The organism is Citrobacter sp. R-1.5.2, from assembly GCF_035064245.1.
Classification (GTDB): Bacteria; Pseudomonadota; Gammaproteobacteria; order Enterobacterales; family Enterobacteriaceae; genus Citrobacter.
On sequence record NZ_JASEYC010000002.1, the window covers coordinates 500,905 to 519,008 of the forward strand.

Sequence of the window (18,104 nt, forward strand, 5' to 3'; positions counted from 1 at the left end):
TATGAGTAATAAGAGGTAACACCGTCTGGATCAATCTTTCTCCGGGCTGCCGAAAGGCTGGCGACATCAGGGCTTTAATGCCACAATCCCCTTTTCTTCGCATGCAGGATGAATGATGAAAAAATTAGCAATCGTTGGTGCATTGTTGGTGCTTGCCGGCTGCGCCGAAGTACAAAATTATAATGACGTGGTGAAAACACCAGCCCCTGCCGGTCTGGCAGGTTACTGGCAGTCGAAAGGTCCGCAGCGCGCGCTGGTGAGCCCGGAAGCGATCGCCAGTCTGATTGTCACCAAAGAGGGGGATACGCTGGATTGCCGTCAGTGGCAGCGAGTGATTGCCGTCCCCGGGAAATTGACCATGCTCTCTGGTGATCTCACCAACGTGACGGTGAAACGTGAGCTGTATGAAATTGATCGCGATGGCAATACGCTGGATTATGACGGTATGACGCTGCAACGGGTAGATCGCCCGACGCTGGAGTGTGCCGAGGTGTTAAAGAAAACGCCGTTAGCCACCCCACTGCCATAAGCGTTGCGCCCCGGTAGCCTGTCGCTACCGGGGTTAAGTGCTACAACACGTCTTCAATCACCCACACACTAACGCTGCCGCCATCACAGAAAAACGTCGCCACGCCGTTTTCATCGGTCACTACACTTTCTTCACGATTACCCAGATAGTCACGCCAGGTTTTATTGCCGTAATTTGTGCCAAGCGCGATGCTCTTTTCACCATCATCGCCATTGGACAGCACGACGACGCACCCGGGATCGTCATCCGTACCGCTGCGACTAAAGGCGATACAGTTTGGATGATCAAAATAGAGCGTTTGTACACCGTGGGCGAAGCGTTGGCGGGCCAGGATCAATTCATCAAGTTGTTCAATAATCGGCATATCAATGGTGTAGGTTTTGCCATCACTGCCAGTATCTTCATAATGTGCACCGTAGAGATCGGGGTAGAATACCGACGGCACGCCGTTTTCGCGCAGCAGGATCAGCGCGTAGGCCAGCGGCTTAAACCATGCCTCGACCGGGGCTTCCAGCGCCTGTAACGGCTGGGTGTCATGGTTCGCAACCAGCGTCACCGCATGAAAGGGATCGGCCTCCACCAGCGTATCGGTGAAAATCTGGCTCATGTCATAATCGCGCCCCTGGCGGGACGCTTCGTGAAACTTCATTTGCAAAGGGGCATCAAACAGCATGGTTTTCCCCTCGACCTGGTTAATATAGGTTTGCAGTTTATCGACCTCATGGGACCAGTATTCCGCCACGATAAACAGCGGCTTCGGGGCGACTTCCTGGACGTGCTCGATCCACTCTTTATAGAACCATGCCGGGATGTGTTTGACGGCATCCAGGCGAAAACCATCGCAATGGGTTTGATCCATCGCCCAGCGTGCCCAGTATTTGAGCTCTTCGGTGACGGCATGATTGCGAAAATCGATATTTTCGCCCATCAGGTAGTCAAAGTTGCCCAGTTCGTCATCGACCTGGTCGTTCCAGCCTTCGCCAGTATAATCATTAACGATTTTAAAAATGCCGTCCTCGGTGGGATTTTCAATATGATCGATGCCGCTGAAGCATTTGTAATCCCAAATGAATTGAGAGTACTGACCCGCACGGGCGGGGAAGGTGTAGCGGGTCCAGGCCTCGCATTCGACGATCTCATCGTCAATCTGCGTGCGGTCATCGGCGTTGACGCGCTGAACCTGAATGTGCTCTTTCTCATCCGCACCCATTTTGTGGTTGACCACCACATCCAGCAGTACCGCGATATCGTTGTGCTTTAACGCGTCGATTGCCGCCAGTAACTGATTTTTATCGCCGTATTTGGTGGCAATAGTACCTTTCTGGTCGAATTCGCCTAAATCAAACAGATCGTAGGAGTCATAGCCAACGGAGTACCCGCCGGACGCACCTTTATAGGCGGGAGGCAGCCATACCATATTGATGCCGATATCATTAAGTCCGTCCGCGCGTGCGGCGAGTTCCGGCCAGAGCTGGCCGCCATCAGGGTAATACCAGTGGAAGTACTGCAATAGGGTGGGATTTTTCATCTTCCGTGCTCCAGAAGCCGTTTGGCCGACCTCTGGAGTATGGAAGATTATTCAGACGTAACGGGAAATTATTGTGGGGCAGTTGGGGCATCCGGAACCAGCAACATACCGGAAAGCCGGCCGTAGGCGTTATTTAGCGTCTTCTGGCGGGTTGACTGACCGATCAGTGTGCTGAGTTCATCCAGACGCTGCTGCAGTAATGCTTTGAGCAACTGTTCGTTATCCAGCGTCTGTTTAATATACCCGGCAATCAAATCCTGAACGCTTCGCGTAATGCCTGATGGAGTTTGTTCTTCCATGACCACTTCAATACTTTGCAGATAGGTAACTTCCTGTTCCAGTAAAAGGTCCCATTCACCTCGCTGTGCCAGTTCCAGCAGCGAGTGACTGAGCAGCGCAATGCGCTGCCAACGGTTGATAAACTCCACGGCTGAGGTCATTAACGGGACTCCTGGGACGACGCTTTTGGTGAGATCTGTTTCCAGGCATCCGCAATGTTTCCGAGTAACCCTTCGACTTCTTCAATCGCCTGACAATCATTACGCAAATTCGCTTGCAGCAGACGGCGGATCATATAGTCATACAGCGATGACAGATTAGTGGCGATTTCACCACCATTTTCCTGATCCAGGCCCGCTTTAAGACCATTATCAATAATGTTAATAGCTTTGCTGAGGGCTTCACCCTTGGCGACAATATCGCCCTGTTGCATAAACAGGCGAGCGCGCACCAGGGCGCTGTTCGCGCCATCAAACAACATTTCGATCAGCTGATGCGGGTTGGCGCTCATTACGGCGCTCTCCACACTGACCTGTGCATAGGCTTTGGTACCGCTCGCGGTATACATGCTTACCTCGTGTTATCAGGATTTATTCATCGCAGTAAATTGCTGACCCAGATAGGTACTGGTGTTATTCAGCTTGCTCATCATGCTATCCAGCTGGGTAAACTGGGCGGTGTAACGCGCAACCATGTCGTCGATACTGGCGCTCACGGACAGGTACTGTTTGGTCAGTTTTTTCAGCGTGGCATTAATGCTGTCTTGTGCGCTGTCGATAATACCGTCATCAGCCAGATAACTTTTCACTTCAGCGGCAATCTTGGTGGTAATACCGGTTTCTTTACCGTCGCCCGCCAACAGTTCACGTACTGAAGCGGTATTTTCGTCCAGTGCTTTTTTCAGCTTGGTATTATCGATGGTCATCTTGCCGGTTGTGCCATCTTGCTTGATGCCGATTTCATTCAGGGTTTTAAAGGCCCCTTCGCTACCGGAGTTGGCAAACTGAGCGCGAATACCGGTCTGAATGGTACGTACCACGCTATCGCCCACCAGCGCGCCGTTATCTTTATCCTGACCTTCAGCCCCGGCATCGACTGCCTTATACTTGGTCAACGAATTAAAGGTATCAATCAGCGAGTTATAAGCATCAACCCAGCCTTTAATGGCTTCTGTCGCTTTGTCATTGCTTTTGGTCACGGTTACGCGGGCATCAGTGACCTTTTTGGTCAATTGCAGCGTCACGCCCTGCGGCGCATCGGTCACTTTGTTGCTCTGACGCTCAATCGGGATCCCGTTCATTGTTAACAGAGCGTTTTGCGCGACTACTAACTCGCTCATTTTACCGGTACCGGTATTGCTGTCATAAGCCAGCAGGTCGCTAAGCTTGCTGTCGCCGTCTACCGAGATGGTCATCTTACTGTCCAGACCTTCGGCGGCGGTCAGTACCAGTTTAAACTCGCCGTCTTTCACCTTGACGATACTGGCAGAGATACCGCTATCGGAATCGTTGATCGCCTTACTGATATCGTCCAGCGTGGTTTTGTCCTGCGACAGTTTAATTTCAAGCGGCTCTTTGCGGCCCGGCTGCTCAATTTTAATGGTACGGGTGGCAGAACCGTCACCGAGAGCGTCTTTGCTTGAGTCAACCGTTGCAGTACTTAAAGATTGTGCCTGCGCCAGCTGTGTAACGCTGATGGTATAAATACCTGGAGCCGCGCCGGCTTCTGTAGTGACTTTCAGGTCTTCGGTGCTGCTGGTGACATTACTGCTTCTGAACAGTTCCGGTTTATTTAATGCCGTATTGGCCGTCTGGAATTTTTCCAGCGCACTCTTTAACGTACCGTAGGCCGTCAGGCGGGCGTTATTATCGCTCTGTTGCTGAGTAATTGGATTTAAACGTTTTTTCTCAGCAATAGTCAGGTTGTTTAGCAACGTATCCAGTGGTAAGCCTGAGCCTACGCCCAATGATGTAAATGAAGCCATGCCCGATTCCTTGTAATTGCAAACAATTGTTATGCGGGTTATCGGCAATCTGCGCGCAAAGTTTAATGATAGTTTGGTGAAAATAATGCGCAGAATAGTGGTGCATATAGAGGGTATTTCGCGGGCTAAGAAAAAAAACGACAGAAACTAAAAATTTTCTAAAGTTCGAATTTACGGTGCCGATACATGGGTTACGGTCAGAAACCGTGGGCAACAGCCCAATAACATCGAGTTGTAATTGATAAGGAAAAGATCATGGCACAAGTCATCAATACAAACAGCCTGTCGCTGTTGACCCAAAACAACCTGAACAAATCTCAGTCCGCTCTGGGCTCCGCTATCGAACGTCTGTCCTCTGGTCTGCGTATCAACAGCGCGAAAGACGATGCTGCTGGCCAGGCGATTGCCAACCGTTTCACCGCTAACATCAAAGGTCTGACTCAGGCATCCCGTAATGCCAACGACGGTATTTCTATCGCGCAGACCACTGAAGGCGCTCTGAACGAAATCAACAACAACCTTCAGCGTGTGCGTGAACTGACTGTGCAGTCTCAGAACGGCACCAACTCCAGTTCTGACCTGTCCTCCATTCAGGATGAAATCAAACAGCGTCTGGCTGAAATTGACCGCGTTTCTGCTCAAACCCAGTTCAACGGTACCAATGTTCTGTCGAAAAACCAGACCCTGTCGATTCAGGTTGGTGCTAATGATAATGAAACCATTGATATCAAACTGAGCGAAGTTACAGCAAGTACATTGAAACTGGCTGGTTTTAACGTCTCTGGCCCGAACGGTGATACAGCCGCTATTGGCACTGCTGATTATGCTGGATACGCTGATATTTGGGGTAAAACAACTAAAGTCGCAGATACTGAAATTAAAGGTTTGTCTGATGCTCAAGTAGCAAAAGCAACGGGCGTAGCTGTTGCTAATATTGATGACCCGTCGGCAGCAGCGTCAAAAGCAGTTGTAGACAAAAATGGTAATTTGTTCGCAGAGGTTTCGTTTAAGGCTGGCTTAACTAAAGCAGATGTAGAGGCTGCTGCGAAGAACGGTTTAACGCTTGAGGAAGGTAAAGCGCAGAAAGTTTATATTGCATTGAATCCTTCAGATGCAGTCGTTGATATGACTACAGGAAAAGCAACATTTACCCTTGATGGTGCAAACCTTGATGCTAAGACCATGAAAACTGGTAGTACAGCAGACCCACTGAAAGCAATTGATAAGGCGCTGGCTGAGGTTGACAAACAGCGTAGCTCATTGGGTGCGGTACAAAACCGTTTTGAATCTGCAATCACCAACCTCGGTAATACAGTAAACAACCTGTCCGCCGCTCGTAGCCGTATCGAAGACTCCGACTACGCGACCGAAGTGTCTAACATGTCTCGTGCGCAGATCCTGCAGCAGGCGGGTACCTCCGTTCTGGCCCAGGCTAACCAGACCACGCAAAACGTGCTCTCTTTACTGCGTTAATCTGACGATAGCTTTTCAAGTCAGTGAGTACAATCAAGGTGGCGAAAGTCACCTTGATTTTTTTTACCGGAGCAAACGTAATGAAAGAAATTATAATTACTGAACCTGCCTTTGTCGCGGCGTTCAATTGTGTGGGAAGCGATTGTCGCGACCATTGCTGTAAAGAGTGGGAAATCGCAGTTGATAAGCCAACGGTAAAAAAATATCTAACGAATAAAGATCTATTAATCCAGACCATTGCGAAAGAAAGCATCCAACTGGTAAAAAAGGATTCGCTCAACTGGGGAAAGATGGTATTTCCACCTGAATCCGACAACTGTCCATATTTTGGTGATGATAAGCTATGTATGGTGCATAAACGGTTAGGGGCGAATGCACTGAGTAAAACCTGCGCTATTTATCCCCGTTTTTATCGTACCTATAAGAATGATGTACACCATTCACTGAATATTTCATGCCCGGAAGTGGTCAGGTTATTGCTCAGTGAACCGGATGCGATGAAATTTAATGAGCGCCTTACGTTGCAACAAAAGTCCAATGCCGCGAAACCGCTTTCGGCAGTGCACCGGGTACTGAGCCTGTTTTGCCTGGATCTGATTGGACGGGCCGAAGTTGAGGTTGAACCCGCACTTTTCGCCGTGGTGAAGTTCCTGCTGTTCCTGGAAAAAGTTGAAACGGTTGATGAATCAACAATTGGGCAGATTGAATCTGTTCATGCACAACTGGTACAACAATTGCAAAATGGCGAGATGATGGGCGATATTACGGGCGATTATCGTGTTAAAGCGTCGATGACCGTTCTGATGCAAAATTATTTCCGTACGAAACGTCTTTCTCGTGGTGGAAAAGTATTAACACAATATATTGATTCTCTGCTGAGGGTATTGGCGGCAGACAATACGCTGACGTTTGAAGAAAAAACTGCCAGTCTCGAACAGGTGTGGAGAAATATTGTTCTGCCCGAATTAGGGAAAACACAGTTTGCGCTTAAAAACTATATACTTTACAAATTCTGGCAAAATGATTTTCCTGATATGACCTCGGGAACACCGCTGCGCAGCCTGTATATTATCGTGGCGGAATATTATTTCATCAAACTGCTGGTGGCGGGCCATGCCAAAGAGCAGGGGGCGGTGCATTTGGATGATCTGATCAACGTCATTTATAGCTTTCACTCTTCAAGCCAGCATAACAAGTCAGTGACAGAGGACTTTTATCGCTACATTGAGAATGTGAGAATGGGAGATGATTTGTCTCTGGTCTCTTTGCTGGTATAGCATGTTGCCGGGAAGCATTAGACAGAAGCTTCTCGGCTTAATCGTTTGATTTTTAATGGTTTTGCATTCCTGGGCTTTGTTTGTAGCGTTACAAAAGTCAAATAACCCTTCTTTTATAGCCTTATTCCTCCGATAGAACCCCCTGCAGAAACGGATAATCATGCCGATAACTCATTTAACGCAGGGCTGTTTATCGTGAATTCACTGTATACCGCTGAAGGTGTAATGGATAAACACTCGCTGTGGCAGCGTTATGTACCGTTGGTGCGTCACGAAGCATTGCGCCTTCAGGTGCGCTTGCCGGCGAGCGTGGAACTGGATGACCTGCTACAAGCGGGCGGCATCGGGTTATTGAATGCAGTTGACCGATATGACGCTTTGCAAGGAACGGCATTTACCACTTACGCAGTGCAGCGTATTCGTGGGGCTATGCTGGATGAACTACGCAGCCGGGACTGGGTGCCGCGTAGCGTTCGGCGCAATGCCCGCGAAGTGGCACAGGCGATGGGGCAACTGGAGCAGGAATTAGGGCGCAACGCGACGGAAACAGAAGTGGCGGAGCGTCTGGGGATCCCTGTACAAGAGTATCGTCAGATGTTGCTTGATACCAATAACAGCCAACTCTTCTCATACGACGAGTGGCGGGAAGAGCATGGCGATAGTATTGAGCTGGTGACAGAAGAACATCAGCAAGAAAACCCGTTACAACAGCTTCTTGAGGGGAACCTCCGTCAGCGCGTGATGGATGCTATTGATGCATTGCCGGAGCGCGAGAAGCTGGTATTGACGCTGTACTATCAGGAAGAGCTGAATCTGAAAGAGATTGGTGCTGTTCTGGAAGTGGGCGAATCACGGGTCAGTCAGTTGCACAGCCAGGCTATCAAACGTCTACGCACCAAGCTGGGTAAGCTATAAGGGGTAATCTTTGCCCCTGAACAATGCCGCATAACGTATTGACTACCAGGAGTTCTCATGACGGTGCAGCAATCAAAAAGACGGCCACTAAGCCGCTACCTCAAAGATTTCAAACACAGCCAGACGCATTGCGCCCATTGCTTTAAGTTGCTCGACAGGATCACGCTGGTTCGTCGCGGGCAGATTGTGAATAAGATAGCCATCTCCCGCCTGGACACGTTGCTTGATGATGCTGAATGGGCGCAAGAGAAAAAAGAGTGGGTGGCGTTGTGCCGTTTCTGCGGTGATTTGCATTGCAAAGAGCAAAGCGACTTCTTTGACATTATCGGCTTTAAACAATTTTTGTTTGAGCAAACCGAAATGAGCCACGGTACGGTGCGCGAATATGTTGTTCGCCTGCGTCGGCTTGGCAATCATCTGACCGAACAAAAAATTTCCCACGACCTGCTGCAGGAAGGGTTCCTCGACGAAAACCTCGCTCCGTGGCTGCCAGAAACCAGCACCAATAACTACCGCATTGCGCTACGTAAGTATGAGCAGTTTAAAGCCCATACACATATGGGGCATATGCAGAAATCCGCCTGGACAGCCAGTTCTGATATATATTAAAAACGAATAAGGTGTAACAGAGTCGTGTTTGTGAATTACGGCGAACGTTCTACACTACGCTCATACACACGTCATCCTTCAAGCTGTCTCTGCGTTGGCGCCCCAGTTACTTACTTTAGTAAGCTCCTGGGGACTTACTCGCTTGCCGCCTTGATGCAACTCGAATGATTTTGTGGATAAATAGCAGTCACTAATGACAATATTCGGGGTAACTATGAAATTAGCACTTCTGGGACGTCAGGCGCTGATGGGTGTAATGGCTGTTGCACTTGTCGCGGGTATGAGCGCAAAAACATTTGCGGACGAAGGTCTGCTAAATAAAGTGAAAGAGCGCGGCACGCTGCTGGTGGGGCTGGAAGGGACTTATCCCCCGTTTAGTTTCCAGGGTGACGACGGCAAACTGACCGGTTTTGAAGTGGAATTTGCCGAGGAGCTGGCTAAACATCTGGGTGTGAAAGCCTCGCTCAAGCCGACCAAATGGGACGGTATGCTGGCGTCGTTAGATTCCAAACGTATCGATGTGGTGATAAACCAGGTAACCATTTCTGACGAACGTAAGAAGAAATACGATTTCTCTACCCCATATACGGTTTCTGGTATCCAGGCGCTGGTGAAGAAAGGTAACGAAGGCGTGATTAAGACCGCCGCGGACCTGAAAGGTAAAAAAGTCGGTGTTGGTCTGGGGACCAACTACGAAGAGTGGCTGCGTCAGAACGTGCAGGGCGTAGATATTCGTACCTATGATGATGACCCGACCAAATACCAGGATCTGCGCGTAGGCCGTATCGATGCCATTCTGGTTGACCGTCTGGCCGCGTTGGATCTGGTGAAGAAAACCAAAGACACACTGGCCGTGACCGGTGAAGCTTTCTCCCGCCAGGAATCTGGTGTGGCGCTGCGTAAAGGCAATGAAGATCTGCTGAAAGCTGTGGATGCCGCCATTGCCGAGATGCAAAAAGACGGTACGCTGAAAGCCCTGTCCGAAAAATGGTTTGGAGCGGATGTGACGAAATAATCATCATTCGGATAAAAAAGGCGCCTTTAACAGCGCCTTTTTTTATTCCATTGCGCCTGAACGTGCATAATAAAAAGAACATCACAACAACTTCTACTCTCAGGCTTTTGGGCTGCTTGTCGCCCACAGGATGATGAGTAAACACCGGAGGCTCTATGCCACTGCATAACTTAACGCGCTTTCCCCGTCTGGAATTTATTGGTGCGCCAACGCCGCTCGAATATCTCCCGCGTTTCTCTGATTATCTCGGTCGCGATATTTTTATTAAACGTGATGACGTCACGCCGATGGCGATGGGCGGCAATAAACTGCGCAAACTGGAATTCCTGGCGGCGGATGCACTGCGTGAAGGCGCAGACACACTGATCACCGCAGGGGCTATCCAGTCGAACCACGTGCGTCAGACGGCGGCGGTCGCGGCGAAGCTGGGGCTTCACTGTGTGGCGCTGTTGGAAAACCCGATCGGCACGACTGCGGAAAATTACCTCAGTAACGGTAACCGCCTGCTGCTCGATCTGTTCAATACCCAGATTGAAATGTGTGATGCGCTGACCGATCCGAATGCGCAGCTTCAGGAACTGGCGACACGGATTGAAGCGCAGGGGTTCCGCCCGTATGTGATCCCGGTTGGCGGTTCTAACGCGTTGGGCGCATTGGGTTATGTCGAAAGCGCGCTGGAAATTGCTCAGCAGTGTGAAGGTGCAGTAGAACTTTCATCCGTCGTGGTGGCGTCGGGCAGCGCAGGAACGCACGCCGGGTTGGCAGTAGGGCTGGAACAATTGATGCCGAACGTTGAGCTTATCGGTGTCACCGTTTCACGTAGCGTTGCTGACCAAAAACCAAAAGTCGTTGCGCTTCAGCAGGCGATTGCCAGTGAGCTGGAACTGACCGCGGCGGCAGATATTTTACTGTGGGATGATTATTTTGCGCCGGGTTACGGTACGCCAAATGAAGAAGGCATGGAGGCGGTAAAACTGTTGGCACGTCTGGAAGGCATCTTGTTGGACCCGGTGTATACCGGTAAAGCGATGGCAGGCCTGATTGACGGTATCAGCCAGAAACGCTTTAAAGATGAAGGGCCAATCCTCTTTATTCATACCGGTGGGGCACCTGCGTTATTTGCCTACCATCCACATGTATGACAACCAGGTAGAAAAATACTAATGCAAGAAAGTATCCAACTGGTCATTGATTCGCTGCCGTATCTGCTGAAAGGGGCGGTATTTACGCTCCAACTGAGTATCGGCGGGATGTTTTTTGGCCTGGTGCTGGGGTTCATCCTGGCGCTAATGCGTTTGTCATCACTGTTACCTGTGCGCTGGCTGGCGCGCTTTTATATCTCGGTCTTTCGCGGTACGCCGTTAATTGCCCAGCTGTTTATGATCTACTACGGTCTGCCGCAGTTTGGTATTGAGCTGGACCCGATCCCGGCTGCAATGATCGGTCTGTCGCTGAATACCGCGGCTTACGCGGCAGAAACGCTGCGTGCGGCCATCTCCTCCATTGACAAAGGGCAGTGGGAAGCTGGGGCGAGTATCGGTATGACACCGTGGCAGACGATGCGCAGGGCGATTCTACCGCAGGCGGCACGCGTGGCATTGCCGCCGCTGAGCAACAGTTTTATCAGTCTGGTGAAAGACACCTCACTGGCCGCGACCATCCAGGTACCGGAACTGTTCCGCCAGGCGCAGCTGATTACTTCACGCACGCTGGAGGTGTTTACCATGTATCTGGCAGCCTCGCTGATTTACTGGGTCATGGCGACGGTGCTTTCTGCGCTGCAGAACTATTTTGAAGAACAGCTCAACCGCCAGGAGAGAGATCCGAAATGAGTGCTATTGAAGTCAGAAACCTGGTGAAAAAATTTCACGGGCAAACGGTACTGCACGGCATTGATCTGGACGTTAAGCCTGGTGAAGTTGTGGCGATTATTGGGCCGAGCGGTTCAGGCAAAACTACGTTGCTGCGCAGTATTAATTTGCTGGAACAACCAGAGGCGGGCACCATCAAGGTCGGAGACATTACCATTGATACCGCACGTTCCTTAAGCCAGCAGAAAGGACTGATTCGCCAGTTGCGCCAGCATGTGGGGTTTGTGTTCCAGAACTTTAATTTATTTCCACATCGCACAGTACTGGAAAACATTATTGAAGGTCCGGTCATTGTGAAGGGAGAACCGAAGGCGGAAGCGACAGCGCGCGCGCGTGAACTTCTGACAAAGGTTGGGCTTGCGGGTAAAGAGAGCAGCTATCCACGGCGGTTATCGGGCGGTCAGCAGCAGCGTGTCGCCATTGCCCGGGCGCTGGCTATGCGTCCGGAAGTGATTCTTTTTGATGAACCTACCTCCGCACTTGACCCGGAACTGGTTGGCGAAGTACTTAATACAATTCGTCAGCTGGCGCAGGAAAAACGCACCATGGTCATTGTGACACATGAAATGAGCTTTGCGCGTGACGTTGCTGACCGGGCGATATTTATGGATCAGGGCAAGATAGTGGAGCAGGGGCCTGCAAAATCCTTATTTACTCATCCGCAGCAACCGCGAACCCGTCAGTTTCTTGAAAAGTTCCTGATGCAATAAAAGGTTAGAGAGCACTCATCGAAATAGTTTTTTGGTGAGTGCTCATTGCATAACTATTTATAATTACTGCTTTATTATTATTGCTTCATCCTGCCAGCATTGTGGGCTGTTACGTTACACTCAAGTAATTTCTTATTTGTCCGATAATTTGCATATATAAAATACATTTATGTGTTAGCTTGTTTCATACATTTGGATGATTATCAATCTCAGGGGCATTACCACTTAGTATGCAGGATCATGATTTCTTCACCTGGCGACGGAGCATGCTGTTACGCTTTCAGGAAATGGCGGCGGCAGAGGATGTCTATAACGAATTACAACATCAGACGCAGCACTTAGAGTTCGACTTTTATGCGCTCTGTGTCCGTCATCCCGTACCCTTTACCCGACCTAAAACGGTACTTCATACGACGTATCCCAAAGCATGGGTCGCACATTATCAATCAGAAAATTATTTCGCTATCGATCCGGTACTGAAACCCGAAAACTTCAGTCAGGGCCACTTACCGTGGGATGATACCTTGTTCCGTGACGCACAGCCGTTGTGGGACGCCGCGCGTAATCACGGTCTGCGCAAGGGGATGACGCAGTGCTTGATGTTGCCAAACCGGGCACTAGGCTTTTTGTCTGTGTCTCGCGCAAGTTTGCGTAATGGCCGCTTTGCGCAGGATGAAGTCGAGCTCAGGATGCAACTGCTGGTACGAGAAAGTCTGTCAGTACTTATGCGGCTGGAAGATGACATGGTCATGGCGCCGGAGATGCGTTTTAGTAAGCGCGAAAAAGAGATTCTGAAATGGACCGCTGAGGGGAAAACCTCTTCCGAGATAGCAATGATTCTGTCGATCTCTGAAAATACCGTTAACTTTCATCAGAAGAATATGCAGAAGAAGTTTAACGCACCAAACAAAACACAGATTGCCTGTTATGCCGCCGCAACGGGGCTTATCTGAATAAAATGTCGTTCTGAGTGTCAGACGCAAAACCGGCTGAGAGCATCGCTGTCAGCCGGTTTCTTATCACTGACGATAGGCCTGTTTAATTTGTTTAACAGTGCTGGTAAATACCGCGGCCTGTGTTTCGTCCTCAATCAGCGCGATCTGTTTTTCCATTTTAAGAATCACGCGTCCTGCATCGGCTTGTCCCATTGCCTGCAGCATCAGCGTTAACATGGCCTTCAGGCAGGTGACTTCATTAGCCAGTTCTTGATTATTCTCAGCAGTGGAAAAATCAGGCGTACTCATTTATTTTCCTCGTTATGTTTCAATGAAAAAGTGCGATGGCAAACGTCAAGGCGGCGGAGTATACCATAAGCTCGGCTAAAAATATCTGAGGTTGTTTTTTGCGCAAACAAAACCCAATGAGATTAAAATAAACAAGATGTTGCAGTGCATATATTTTCTCCACTCTTTGTTTATTCCGAGTATTTTACTCGTTAATTATTGTTACAAGCTTACCTTCCTATTTAGCATTCGGCGTAAGAATATGAATTTTTTGTCACTATTCTGAAACAGCTATGCAGATATAACCGCTGGCAAAAGCCCTTCAGCCATGAAAGTTTCCACGGTTCGTACAATCTAATTTCCAAAAACGAGAGCAAAATCGAAAGTCGGGTGTTTTTTAGATTTCAAAGTTGAGATAAAACCCGTTAACATAGGACCGATTAACTATCGGTAGCGTTATCCCTATTCTGGAGATATTCCTTTGATCAACGTTTTTCTTGTTGATGACCACGAACTGGTGCGCGCAGGGATACGACGCATTCTGGAAGATATAAAAGGCATTAAAGTTGTCGGCGAGGCGTGCTGCGGCGAAGATGCGGTCAAATGGTGCCGCGCTAACGCCGTCGATGTTGTGCTGATGGACATGAATATGCCCGGTATTGGCGGTCTGGAGGCAACCCGCAAAATTGCGCGTTCCTCGGCTGACATTAAAGTGATCATGTTGACTGTTCATACCGAAAACCCGCTGCCGGCAAAAGTTATGCAGGCGGGAGCCGCGGGCTATCTCAGTAAGGGGGCAGCCCCTCAGGAAGTCGTGAGTGCGATTCGTTCGGTTTTTTCCGGACAGCGCTACATTGCTTCCGATATTGCTCAACAAATGGCGCTTAGCCAGATTGAGCCAGAGAAAACGGAAACCCCGTTTGCCAGTTTGTCTGAACGCGAGTTGCAGATTATGCTGATGATCACCAAAGGCCAGAAGGTCAATGAGATCTCAGAGCAACTGAATCTTAGTCCCAAAACAGTGAACAGCTATCGCTATCGAATGTTCAGTAAATTAAACATTCATGGTGATGTGGAGCTGACTCACCTGGCAATTCGCCATGGCCTGTGTAATGCGGAGACATTAACAAGCCTGTGACCGATCAGTTCGATGCTAAAGCGTTTCTGAAAACTGTGACCAGCCAGCCTGGCGTCTATCGTATGTACGATACCGCCGGGACGGTTATCTATGTCGGTAAAGCGAAAGACCTGAAAAAACGGCTCTCCAGCTATTTCCGCAGCAACCTCGCGTCGCGTAAAACCGAAGCGCTGGTGGCACAAATTCAGCAGATTGATGTCACGGTGACACACACCGAAACTGAAGCATTATTGCTTGAGCACAATTACATCAAGCTGTATCAACCGCGCTATAACGTATTACTGCGCGACGATAAATCCTATCCCTTTATTTTCCTGAGTGGCGATACCCATCCGCGTCTGGCGACGCATCGCGGTGCGAAGCATGCTAAAGGTGAATACTTTGGACCATTTCCTAACGGTTATGCCGTCCGTGAAACACTGGCGCTGTTGCAGAAAATTTTCCCAATACGTCAGTGCGAAAATAGCGTTTATCGCAACCGTTCACGCCCCTGTTTGCAATATCAGATTGGCCGTTGCCTTGGGCCATGCGTCGCCGGCCTGGTGAGTGAAGAAGAGTACGCGCAGCAGGTTGACTATGTACGGCTGTTTTTATCCGGCAAAGACGATCAGGTGTTAACGCAACTGATCGCCCGGATGGAGAAGGCCAGTCAGAACCTTGAGTTTGAAGAGGCCGCGCGTATCCGCGACCAAATTCAGGCGGTTCGCCGTGTCACTGAAAAACAGTTTGTTTCCAATACTGGCGATGATCTGGATGTCATCGGCGTGGCATTTGATGCCGGGATGGCCTGCGTACATGTATTGTTCATTCGTCAGGGCAAAGTGTTAGGCAGTCGCAGCTATTTTCCTAAAGTGCCCGGGGGAACGGAGCTGGGCGAGGTGGTTGAAACCTTCGTTGGGCAGTTCTATTTACAGGGTAGCCAGGTGCGTACCTTGCCTGGTGAGATCCTGCTTGATTTCAATCTTAGCGATAAGACGCTGTTGGCTGACTCTTTGTCTGAGCTGGCCGGGAGGAAGATTAACGTCCAGACGAAGCCGCGAGGCGATCGCGCCCGATATCTGAAGCTGGCGCGTACTAATGCGGCTACGGCGTTAACCACCAAACTTTCCCAGCAGTCCACGATTACCCAACGTCTGACGGCGCTGGCATCCGTGCTGAAACTGCCTGCGGTGAAACGCATGGAGTGTTTTGACATTAGCCACACGATGGGGGAGCAGACCGTTGCCTCCTGCGTGGTTTTTGACGCTAACGGGCCGCTGCGCGCAGAGTATCGTCGCTATAACATTACGGGTATTACGCCGGGTGATGATTACGCGGCGATGAACCAGGTACTACGTCGGCGTTACGGTAAGGTAATAGAAGAAAGTAAGATCCCGGATGTTATTTTGATCGACGGTGGTAAAGGCCAGCTAGGGCAGGCGAAAGCTGTTTTTGCTGAACTGGACGTGTCCTGGGATAAACAGCACCCTCTGTTGCTGGGGGTGGCAAAAGGGGCAGATCGCAAAGCCGGCCTGGAAACTCTGTTCTTTGAACCGGAAGGTGAGGGGTTTAGCCTGCCGCCGGATTCCCCTGCGTTGCACGTGATTCAGCATATCCGCGATGAGTCTCACGATCACGCCATCAGTGGACACCGTAAAAAACGGGCGAAGGTGAAAAGCACCAGCACGCTGGAAACCATCGAAGGCGTTGGACCTAAGCGCCGACAAATGTTGCTGAAGTATATGGGGGGTTTGCAAGGGCTTCGTAACGCCAGTGTCGAAGAAATTGCAAAAGTGCCGGGTATTTCGCAAGCTCTGGCAGAAAAGATCTTCTACTCGTTGAAACATTAGGCCCTCTGTAGCAACATAGGGGTAATTTCACTGACAACAGATAGTTATCCGTCATATGCAATTTAATATCCCTACATTGCTCACGCTGTTTCGCGTCATTCTGATCCCATTCTTTGTATTGGCGTTTTATCTGCCATTCACCTGGGCTCCCTTCGTTTGTGCGCTGATTTTCTGTATCGCAGCCGTTACCGACTGGTTTGACGGTTTTCTGGCGCGCCGCTGGAACCAAAGCACACGTTTCGGGGCGTTCCTCGATCCGGTGGCAGATAAGGTCCTGGTGGCTATCGCGATGGTGCTGGTGACGGAGCACTACCACAGCTGGTGGGTGACATTGCCTGCCGCCACGATGATCGCGCGTGAAATTATCATTTCAGCACTGCGTGAATGGATGGCAGAACTTGGCAAGCGTAGTAGCGTGGCGGTGTCGTGGATCGGTAAAGTCAAAACGACATCGCAAATGGCGGCACTGGCATGGCTGCTGTGGCGTCCAAATATCTGGGTAGAGTATGCCGGGATTGCACTTTTCTTTGTCGCCGCGATTCTGACTTTATGGTCAATGTTCCAGTATTTGAGCGCTGCACGGGGAGATTTGCTTGATCAGTGATCGTTTCGCCGCAAATTTCAGCAAACGATCGTCAGTGGTGAAAAATATCGTTGACTCATTGCGTCAGGTAAGTAGAATGCAACGCATCGAACGGCAGCACTGATTGCCAGACGATAACAAAATCAAGTGATTAACAAAGTTACTTGGTGATGCGGGAATAGCTCAGTTGGTAGAGCACGACCTTGCCAAGGTCGGGGTCGCGAGTTCGAGTCTCGTTTCCCGCTCCAAATTTAAAACATCGGCATTTGCGGATGTTTGGCTGAAAGCCAGAAGATTTCGGCGCGTTAGCAAAGCGGTTATGTAGCGGATTGCAAATCCGTCTAGTCCGGTTCGACTCCGGAACGCGCCTCCAATTTCTTCCCGAGCCCGGATGGTGGAATCGGTAGACACAAGGGATTTAAAATCCCTCGGCGTTCGCGCTGTGTGGGTTCAAGTCCCACTCCGGGTACCATGGGAAAGAATAGAATAATCAAAGCAATAAGCAGTGTCGTGAAACCACCTACGGGTGGTTTTTTTGTTTTTGTCATTTACCAGTGGCAGCAAAATGACAGCATATTCTTCCTGTTTGTCTATTTTGATTCTTGGCGATTATCGAACGGGTTGAGTGCTACCGCAACATCAAGGTGGTTTGGGGAAAATGCGTATACCTCATTGTCATCATGATAGTGCTATGCCCAAGAATTTGCCGTAACACCAAAATTCTCCCACCTGGTATCATGAAGTGACCCGTGAATGTATGACGTAGTTTATGGGTACGCTGTCGTTTCGGTAGTTCTATACCTGCGCGTACAAGAGCTGCCTTAAAAATCTCGTATGTAGGTGAGAAGAGGGCTCCCCGCTTTTTAGGGAGCATCGTCTGTAGTTGTTGTGAAATTGGCACCGTGCGGTTCTTCTTGCATTTGGTCTGCGTAAACGTCAGACGGCCAGGACGGATTTGAAGATTACTTTAAGTCGTGAGCCTCGCTCCATCGTGCACCGGTCGCCAGACAAATTCGAACGATAATCCCTAAATCTTTGTTTGCAGACTGGTCGCATGCTGCAAGCAATCGGACAATTTGTTCCTCATACAGAAAAACCAACTCCTGATCGCCATCTTTGAACTGCCTGATACTCACCTAAT

Annotated in this window: 19 protein-coding genes, 3 tRNA genes and 1 pseudogene; 16 read left to right on the plus strand and 7 right to left on the minus strand. The window is 49.7% G+C overall.

Going from position 1 to position 18,104, the window contains the following annotated elements:
* Positions 1-115 precede the first annotated feature (115 nt).
* On the plus strand, positions 116-529 hold the full coding sequence (yedD, locus tag QMN38_RS06395; protein WP_271450236.1) for a lipoprotein YedD: 414 nt from the start codon (positions 116-118) through the stop codon (positions 527-529).
* A gap of 40 nt (positions 530-569) precedes the next feature.
* Here the strand turns inward: yedD and amyA are convergent, their stop codons facing one another.
* From amyA to fliD, 4 genes are all read right to left on the minus strand, one after another.
* Positions 570-2,057 carry an alpha-amylase gene (gene amyA / locus QMN38_RS06400; protein WP_323604719.1) on the minus strand — a complete coding sequence of 496 codons (1,488 nt, stop codon included), beginning with the start codon at positions 2,055-2,057 and terminating at the stop codon, positions 570-572.
* A gap of 68 nt (positions 2,058-2,125) precedes the next feature.
* A complete protein-coding gene (fliT, locus tag QMN38_RS06405) occupies positions 2,126-2,497 on the minus strand; it encodes a flagella biosynthesis regulatory protein FliT (RefSeq protein ID WP_005127745.1) in 372 nt (123 codons plus the stop codon).
* The gene (gene fliS, locus QMN38_RS06410; protein WP_222186500.1) at positions 2,497-2,904 is read right to left on the minus strand and encodes a flagellar export chaperone FliS; all 408 of its coding nucleotides are present in this window, start codon (positions 2,902-2,904) and stop codon (positions 2,497-2,499) included. The genes fliT and fliS overlap by 1 nt, the downstream gene beginning before the upstream one ends.
* A gap of 15 nt (positions 2,905-2,919) precedes the next feature.
* Positions 2,920-4,320, minus strand: a complete 1,401-nt coding sequence (gene fliD / locus QMN38_RS06415; protein WP_271450223.1) for a flagellar filament capping protein FliD — start codon at positions 4,318-4,320, stop codon at positions 2,920-2,922.
* Between the two features lie 255 nt (positions 4,321-4,575).
* On the opposite strand from fliD, the gene QMN38_RS06420 reads away from it, so the two are divergent.
* From QMN38_RS06420 to sdiA, 9 genes are all read left to right on the plus strand, one after another.
* Positions 4,576-5,793, plus strand: coding sequence for a FliC/FljB family flagellin (locus QMN38_RS06420; RefSeq protein ID WP_271450224.1), 1,218 nt, complete (start codon positions 4,576-4,578; stop codon positions 5,791-5,793).
* Between the two features lie 80 nt (positions 5,794-5,873).
* The gene (gene fliB, locus QMN38_RS06425; protein WP_271450225.1) at positions 5,874-7,070 is read left to right on the plus strand and encodes a flagellin lysine-N-methylase; all 1,197 of its coding nucleotides are present in this window, start codon (positions 5,874-5,876) and stop codon (positions 7,068-7,070) included.
* A gap of 195 nt (positions 7,071-7,265) precedes the next feature.
* The gene (fliA, locus tag QMN38_RS06430) at positions 7,266-7,985 is read left to right on the plus strand and encodes an RNA polymerase sigma factor FliA (protein WP_005127740.1); all 720 of its coding nucleotides are present in this window, start codon (positions 7,266-7,268) and stop codon (positions 7,983-7,985) included.
* 57 nt (positions 7,986-8,042) lie between these two features.
* Positions 8,043-8,594 (plus strand): flagella biosynthesis regulatory protein FliZ, encoded by a 552-nt coding sequence (fliZ, locus tag QMN38_RS06435; protein ID WP_040232441.1) that lies wholly within the window; start codon positions 8,043-8,045, stop codon positions 8,592-8,594.
* A 214-nt stretch (positions 8,595-8,808) separates the two neighbouring features.
* Entirely contained in the window at positions 8,809-9,609 is an 801-nt protein-coding gene (gene tcyJ / locus QMN38_RS06440) for a cystine ABC transporter substrate-binding protein (protein WP_119174357.1), read from the plus strand.
* A gap of 155 nt (positions 9,610-9,764) precedes the next feature.
* Positions 9,765-10,751 carry a D-cysteine desulfhydrase gene (dcyD, locus tag QMN38_RS06445; protein ID WP_115643231.1) on the plus strand — a complete coding sequence of 329 codons (987 nt, stop codon included), beginning with the start codon at positions 9,765-9,767 and terminating at the stop codon, positions 10,749-10,751.
* A gap of 21 nt (positions 10,752-10,772) precedes the next feature.
* On the plus strand, positions 10,773-11,441 hold the full coding sequence (tcyL, locus tag QMN38_RS06450; RefSeq protein WP_048211320.1) for a cystine ABC transporter permease: 669 nt from the start codon (positions 10,773-10,775) through the stop codon (positions 11,439-11,441).
* A complete protein-coding gene (gene tcyN / locus QMN38_RS06455) occupies positions 11,438-12,190 on the plus strand; it encodes an L-cystine ABC transporter ATP-binding protein TcyN (RefSeq protein WP_271442797.1) in 753 nt (250 codons plus the stop codon). Before tcyL ends, tcyN begins: the two co-directional genes overlap by 4 nt.
* Before the next feature lie 230 nt (positions 12,191-12,420).
* Positions 12,421-13,143: a quorum-sensing transcriptional regulator SdiA gene (gene sdiA, locus QMN38_RS06460; protein WP_137381532.1), complete on the plus strand. Its 723-nt coding sequence runs from the start codon at positions 12,421-12,423 to the stop codon at positions 13,141-13,143.
* A 66-nt stretch (positions 13,144-13,209) separates the two neighbouring features.
* Here the strand turns inward: sdiA and QMN38_RS06465 are convergent, their stop codons facing one another.
* Positions 13,210-13,434 (minus strand): DUF2594 family protein, encoded by a 225-nt coding sequence (locus QMN38_RS06465; protein WP_005127733.1) that lies wholly within the window; start codon positions 13,432-13,434, stop codon positions 13,210-13,212.
* Between the two features lie 19 nt (positions 13,435-13,453).
* Positions 13,454-13,501: a hypothetical protein gene (locus QMN38_RS27195; protein ID WP_418222342.1), complete on the minus strand. Its 48-nt coding sequence runs from the start codon at positions 13,499-13,501 to the stop codon at positions 13,454-13,456.
* A gap of 393 nt (positions 13,502-13,894) precedes the next feature.
* Here QMN38_RS27195 and uvrY point away from each other — a divergent pair, with 393 nt between their 5' ends.
* The 6 genes from uvrY (at position 13,895) to QMN38_RS06500 (ending at position 17,435) form a co-directional block, all read left to right on the plus strand.
* Positions 13,895-14,551 (plus strand): UvrY/SirA/GacA family response regulator transcription factor, encoded by a 657-nt coding sequence (gene uvrY, locus QMN38_RS06475; RefSeq protein ID WP_137381533.1) that lies wholly within the window; start codon positions 13,895-13,897, stop codon positions 14,549-14,551.
* Positions 14,548-16,380 (plus strand): excinuclease ABC subunit UvrC, encoded by a 1,833-nt coding sequence (gene uvrC / locus QMN38_RS06480; RefSeq protein WP_271457146.1) that lies wholly within the window; start codon positions 14,548-14,550, stop codon positions 16,378-16,380. The genes uvrY and uvrC overlap by 4 nt, the downstream gene beginning before the upstream one ends.
* A gap of 55 nt (positions 16,381-16,435) precedes the next feature.
* Positions 16,436-16,984: a CDP-diacylglycerol--glycerol-3-phosphate 3-phosphatidyltransferase gene (pgsA, locus tag QMN38_RS06485; RefSeq protein WP_003030490.1), complete on the plus strand. Its 549-nt coding sequence runs from the start codon at positions 16,436-16,438 to the stop codon at positions 16,982-16,984.
* A gap of 151 nt (positions 16,985-17,135) precedes the next feature.
* Positions 17,136-17,211 (plus strand) — tRNA-Gly (locus QMN38_RS06490).
* Positions 17,212-17,262: 51 nt separating this feature from the next.
* Positions 17,263-17,336: transfer RNA gene (locus QMN38_RS06495), tRNA-Cys, on the plus strand.
* 12 nt (positions 17,337-17,348) lie between these two features.
* Positions 17,349-17,435: transfer RNA gene (locus tag QMN38_RS06500), tRNA-Leu, on the plus strand.
* A 118-nt stretch (positions 17,436-17,553) separates the two neighbouring features.
* On the opposite strand, the pseudogene QMN38_RS06505 reads toward QMN38_RS06500, so the two are convergent.
* Positions 17,554-18,093 (minus strand): annotated as a pseudogene (locus QMN38_RS06505) (tyrosine-type recombinase/integrase); the annotation flags it as partial.
* Between the last annotated feature and the right edge of the window lie 11 nt (positions 18,094-18,104).

Bases quoted from the DNA above. Each gene is read 5' to 3' on its own strand.
- yedD (WP_271450236.1), top strand. From the start codon at position 116: ATGAAAAAATTAGCAATCGTTGGTGCATTGTTGGTGCTTGCCGGCTGC.
- amyA (WP_323604719.1), bottom strand. From the start codon at position 2,057: ATGAAAAATCCCACCCTATTGCAGTACTTCCACTGGTATTACCCTGAT.
- fliT (WP_005127745.1), bottom strand. From the start codon at position 2,497: ATGACCTCAGCCGTGGAGTTTATCAACCGTTGGCAGCGCATTGCGCTG.
- fliS (WP_222186500.1), bottom strand. From the start codon at position 2,904: ATGTATACCGCGAGCGGTACCAAAGCCTATGCACAGGTCAGTGTGGAG.
- fliD (WP_271450223.1), bottom strand. From the start codon at position 4,320: ATGGCTTCATTTACATCATTGGGCGTAGGCTCAGGCTTACCACTGGAT.
- QMN38_RS06420 (WP_271450224.1), top strand. From the start codon at position 4,576: ATGGCACAAGTCATCAATACAAACAGCCTGTCGCTGTTGACCCAAAAC.
- fliB (WP_271450225.1), top strand. From the start codon at position 5,874: ATGAAAGAAATTATAATTACTGAACCTGCCTTTGTCGCGGCGTTCAAT.
- fliZ (WP_040232441.1), top strand. From the start codon at position 8,043: ATGACGGTGCAGCAATCAAAAAGACGGCCACTAAGCCGCTACCTCAAA.
- tcyJ (WP_119174357.1), top strand. From the start codon at position 8,809: ATGAAATTAGCACTTCTGGGACGTCAGGCGCTGATGGGTGTAATGGCT.
- dcyD (WP_115643231.1), top strand. From the start codon at position 9,765: ATGCCACTGCATAACTTAACGCGCTTTCCCCGTCTGGAATTTATTGGT.
- tcyL (WP_048211320.1), top strand. From the start codon at position 10,773: ATGCAAGAAAGTATCCAACTGGTCATTGATTCGCTGCCGTATCTGCTG.
- tcyN (WP_271442797.1), top strand. From the start codon at position 11,438: ATGAGTGCTATTGAAGTCAGAAACCTGGTGAAAAAATTTCACGGGCAA.
- sdiA (WP_137381532.1), top strand. From the start codon at position 12,421: ATGCAGGATCATGATTTCTTCACCTGGCGACGGAGCATGCTGTTACGC.
- QMN38_RS06465 (WP_005127733.1), bottom strand. From the start codon at position 13,434: ATGAGTACGCCTGATTTTTCCACTGCTGAGAATAATCAAGAACTGGCT.
- pgsA (WP_003030490.1), top strand. From the start codon at position 16,436: ATGCAATTTAATATCCCTACATTGCTCACGCTGTTTCGCGTCATTCTG.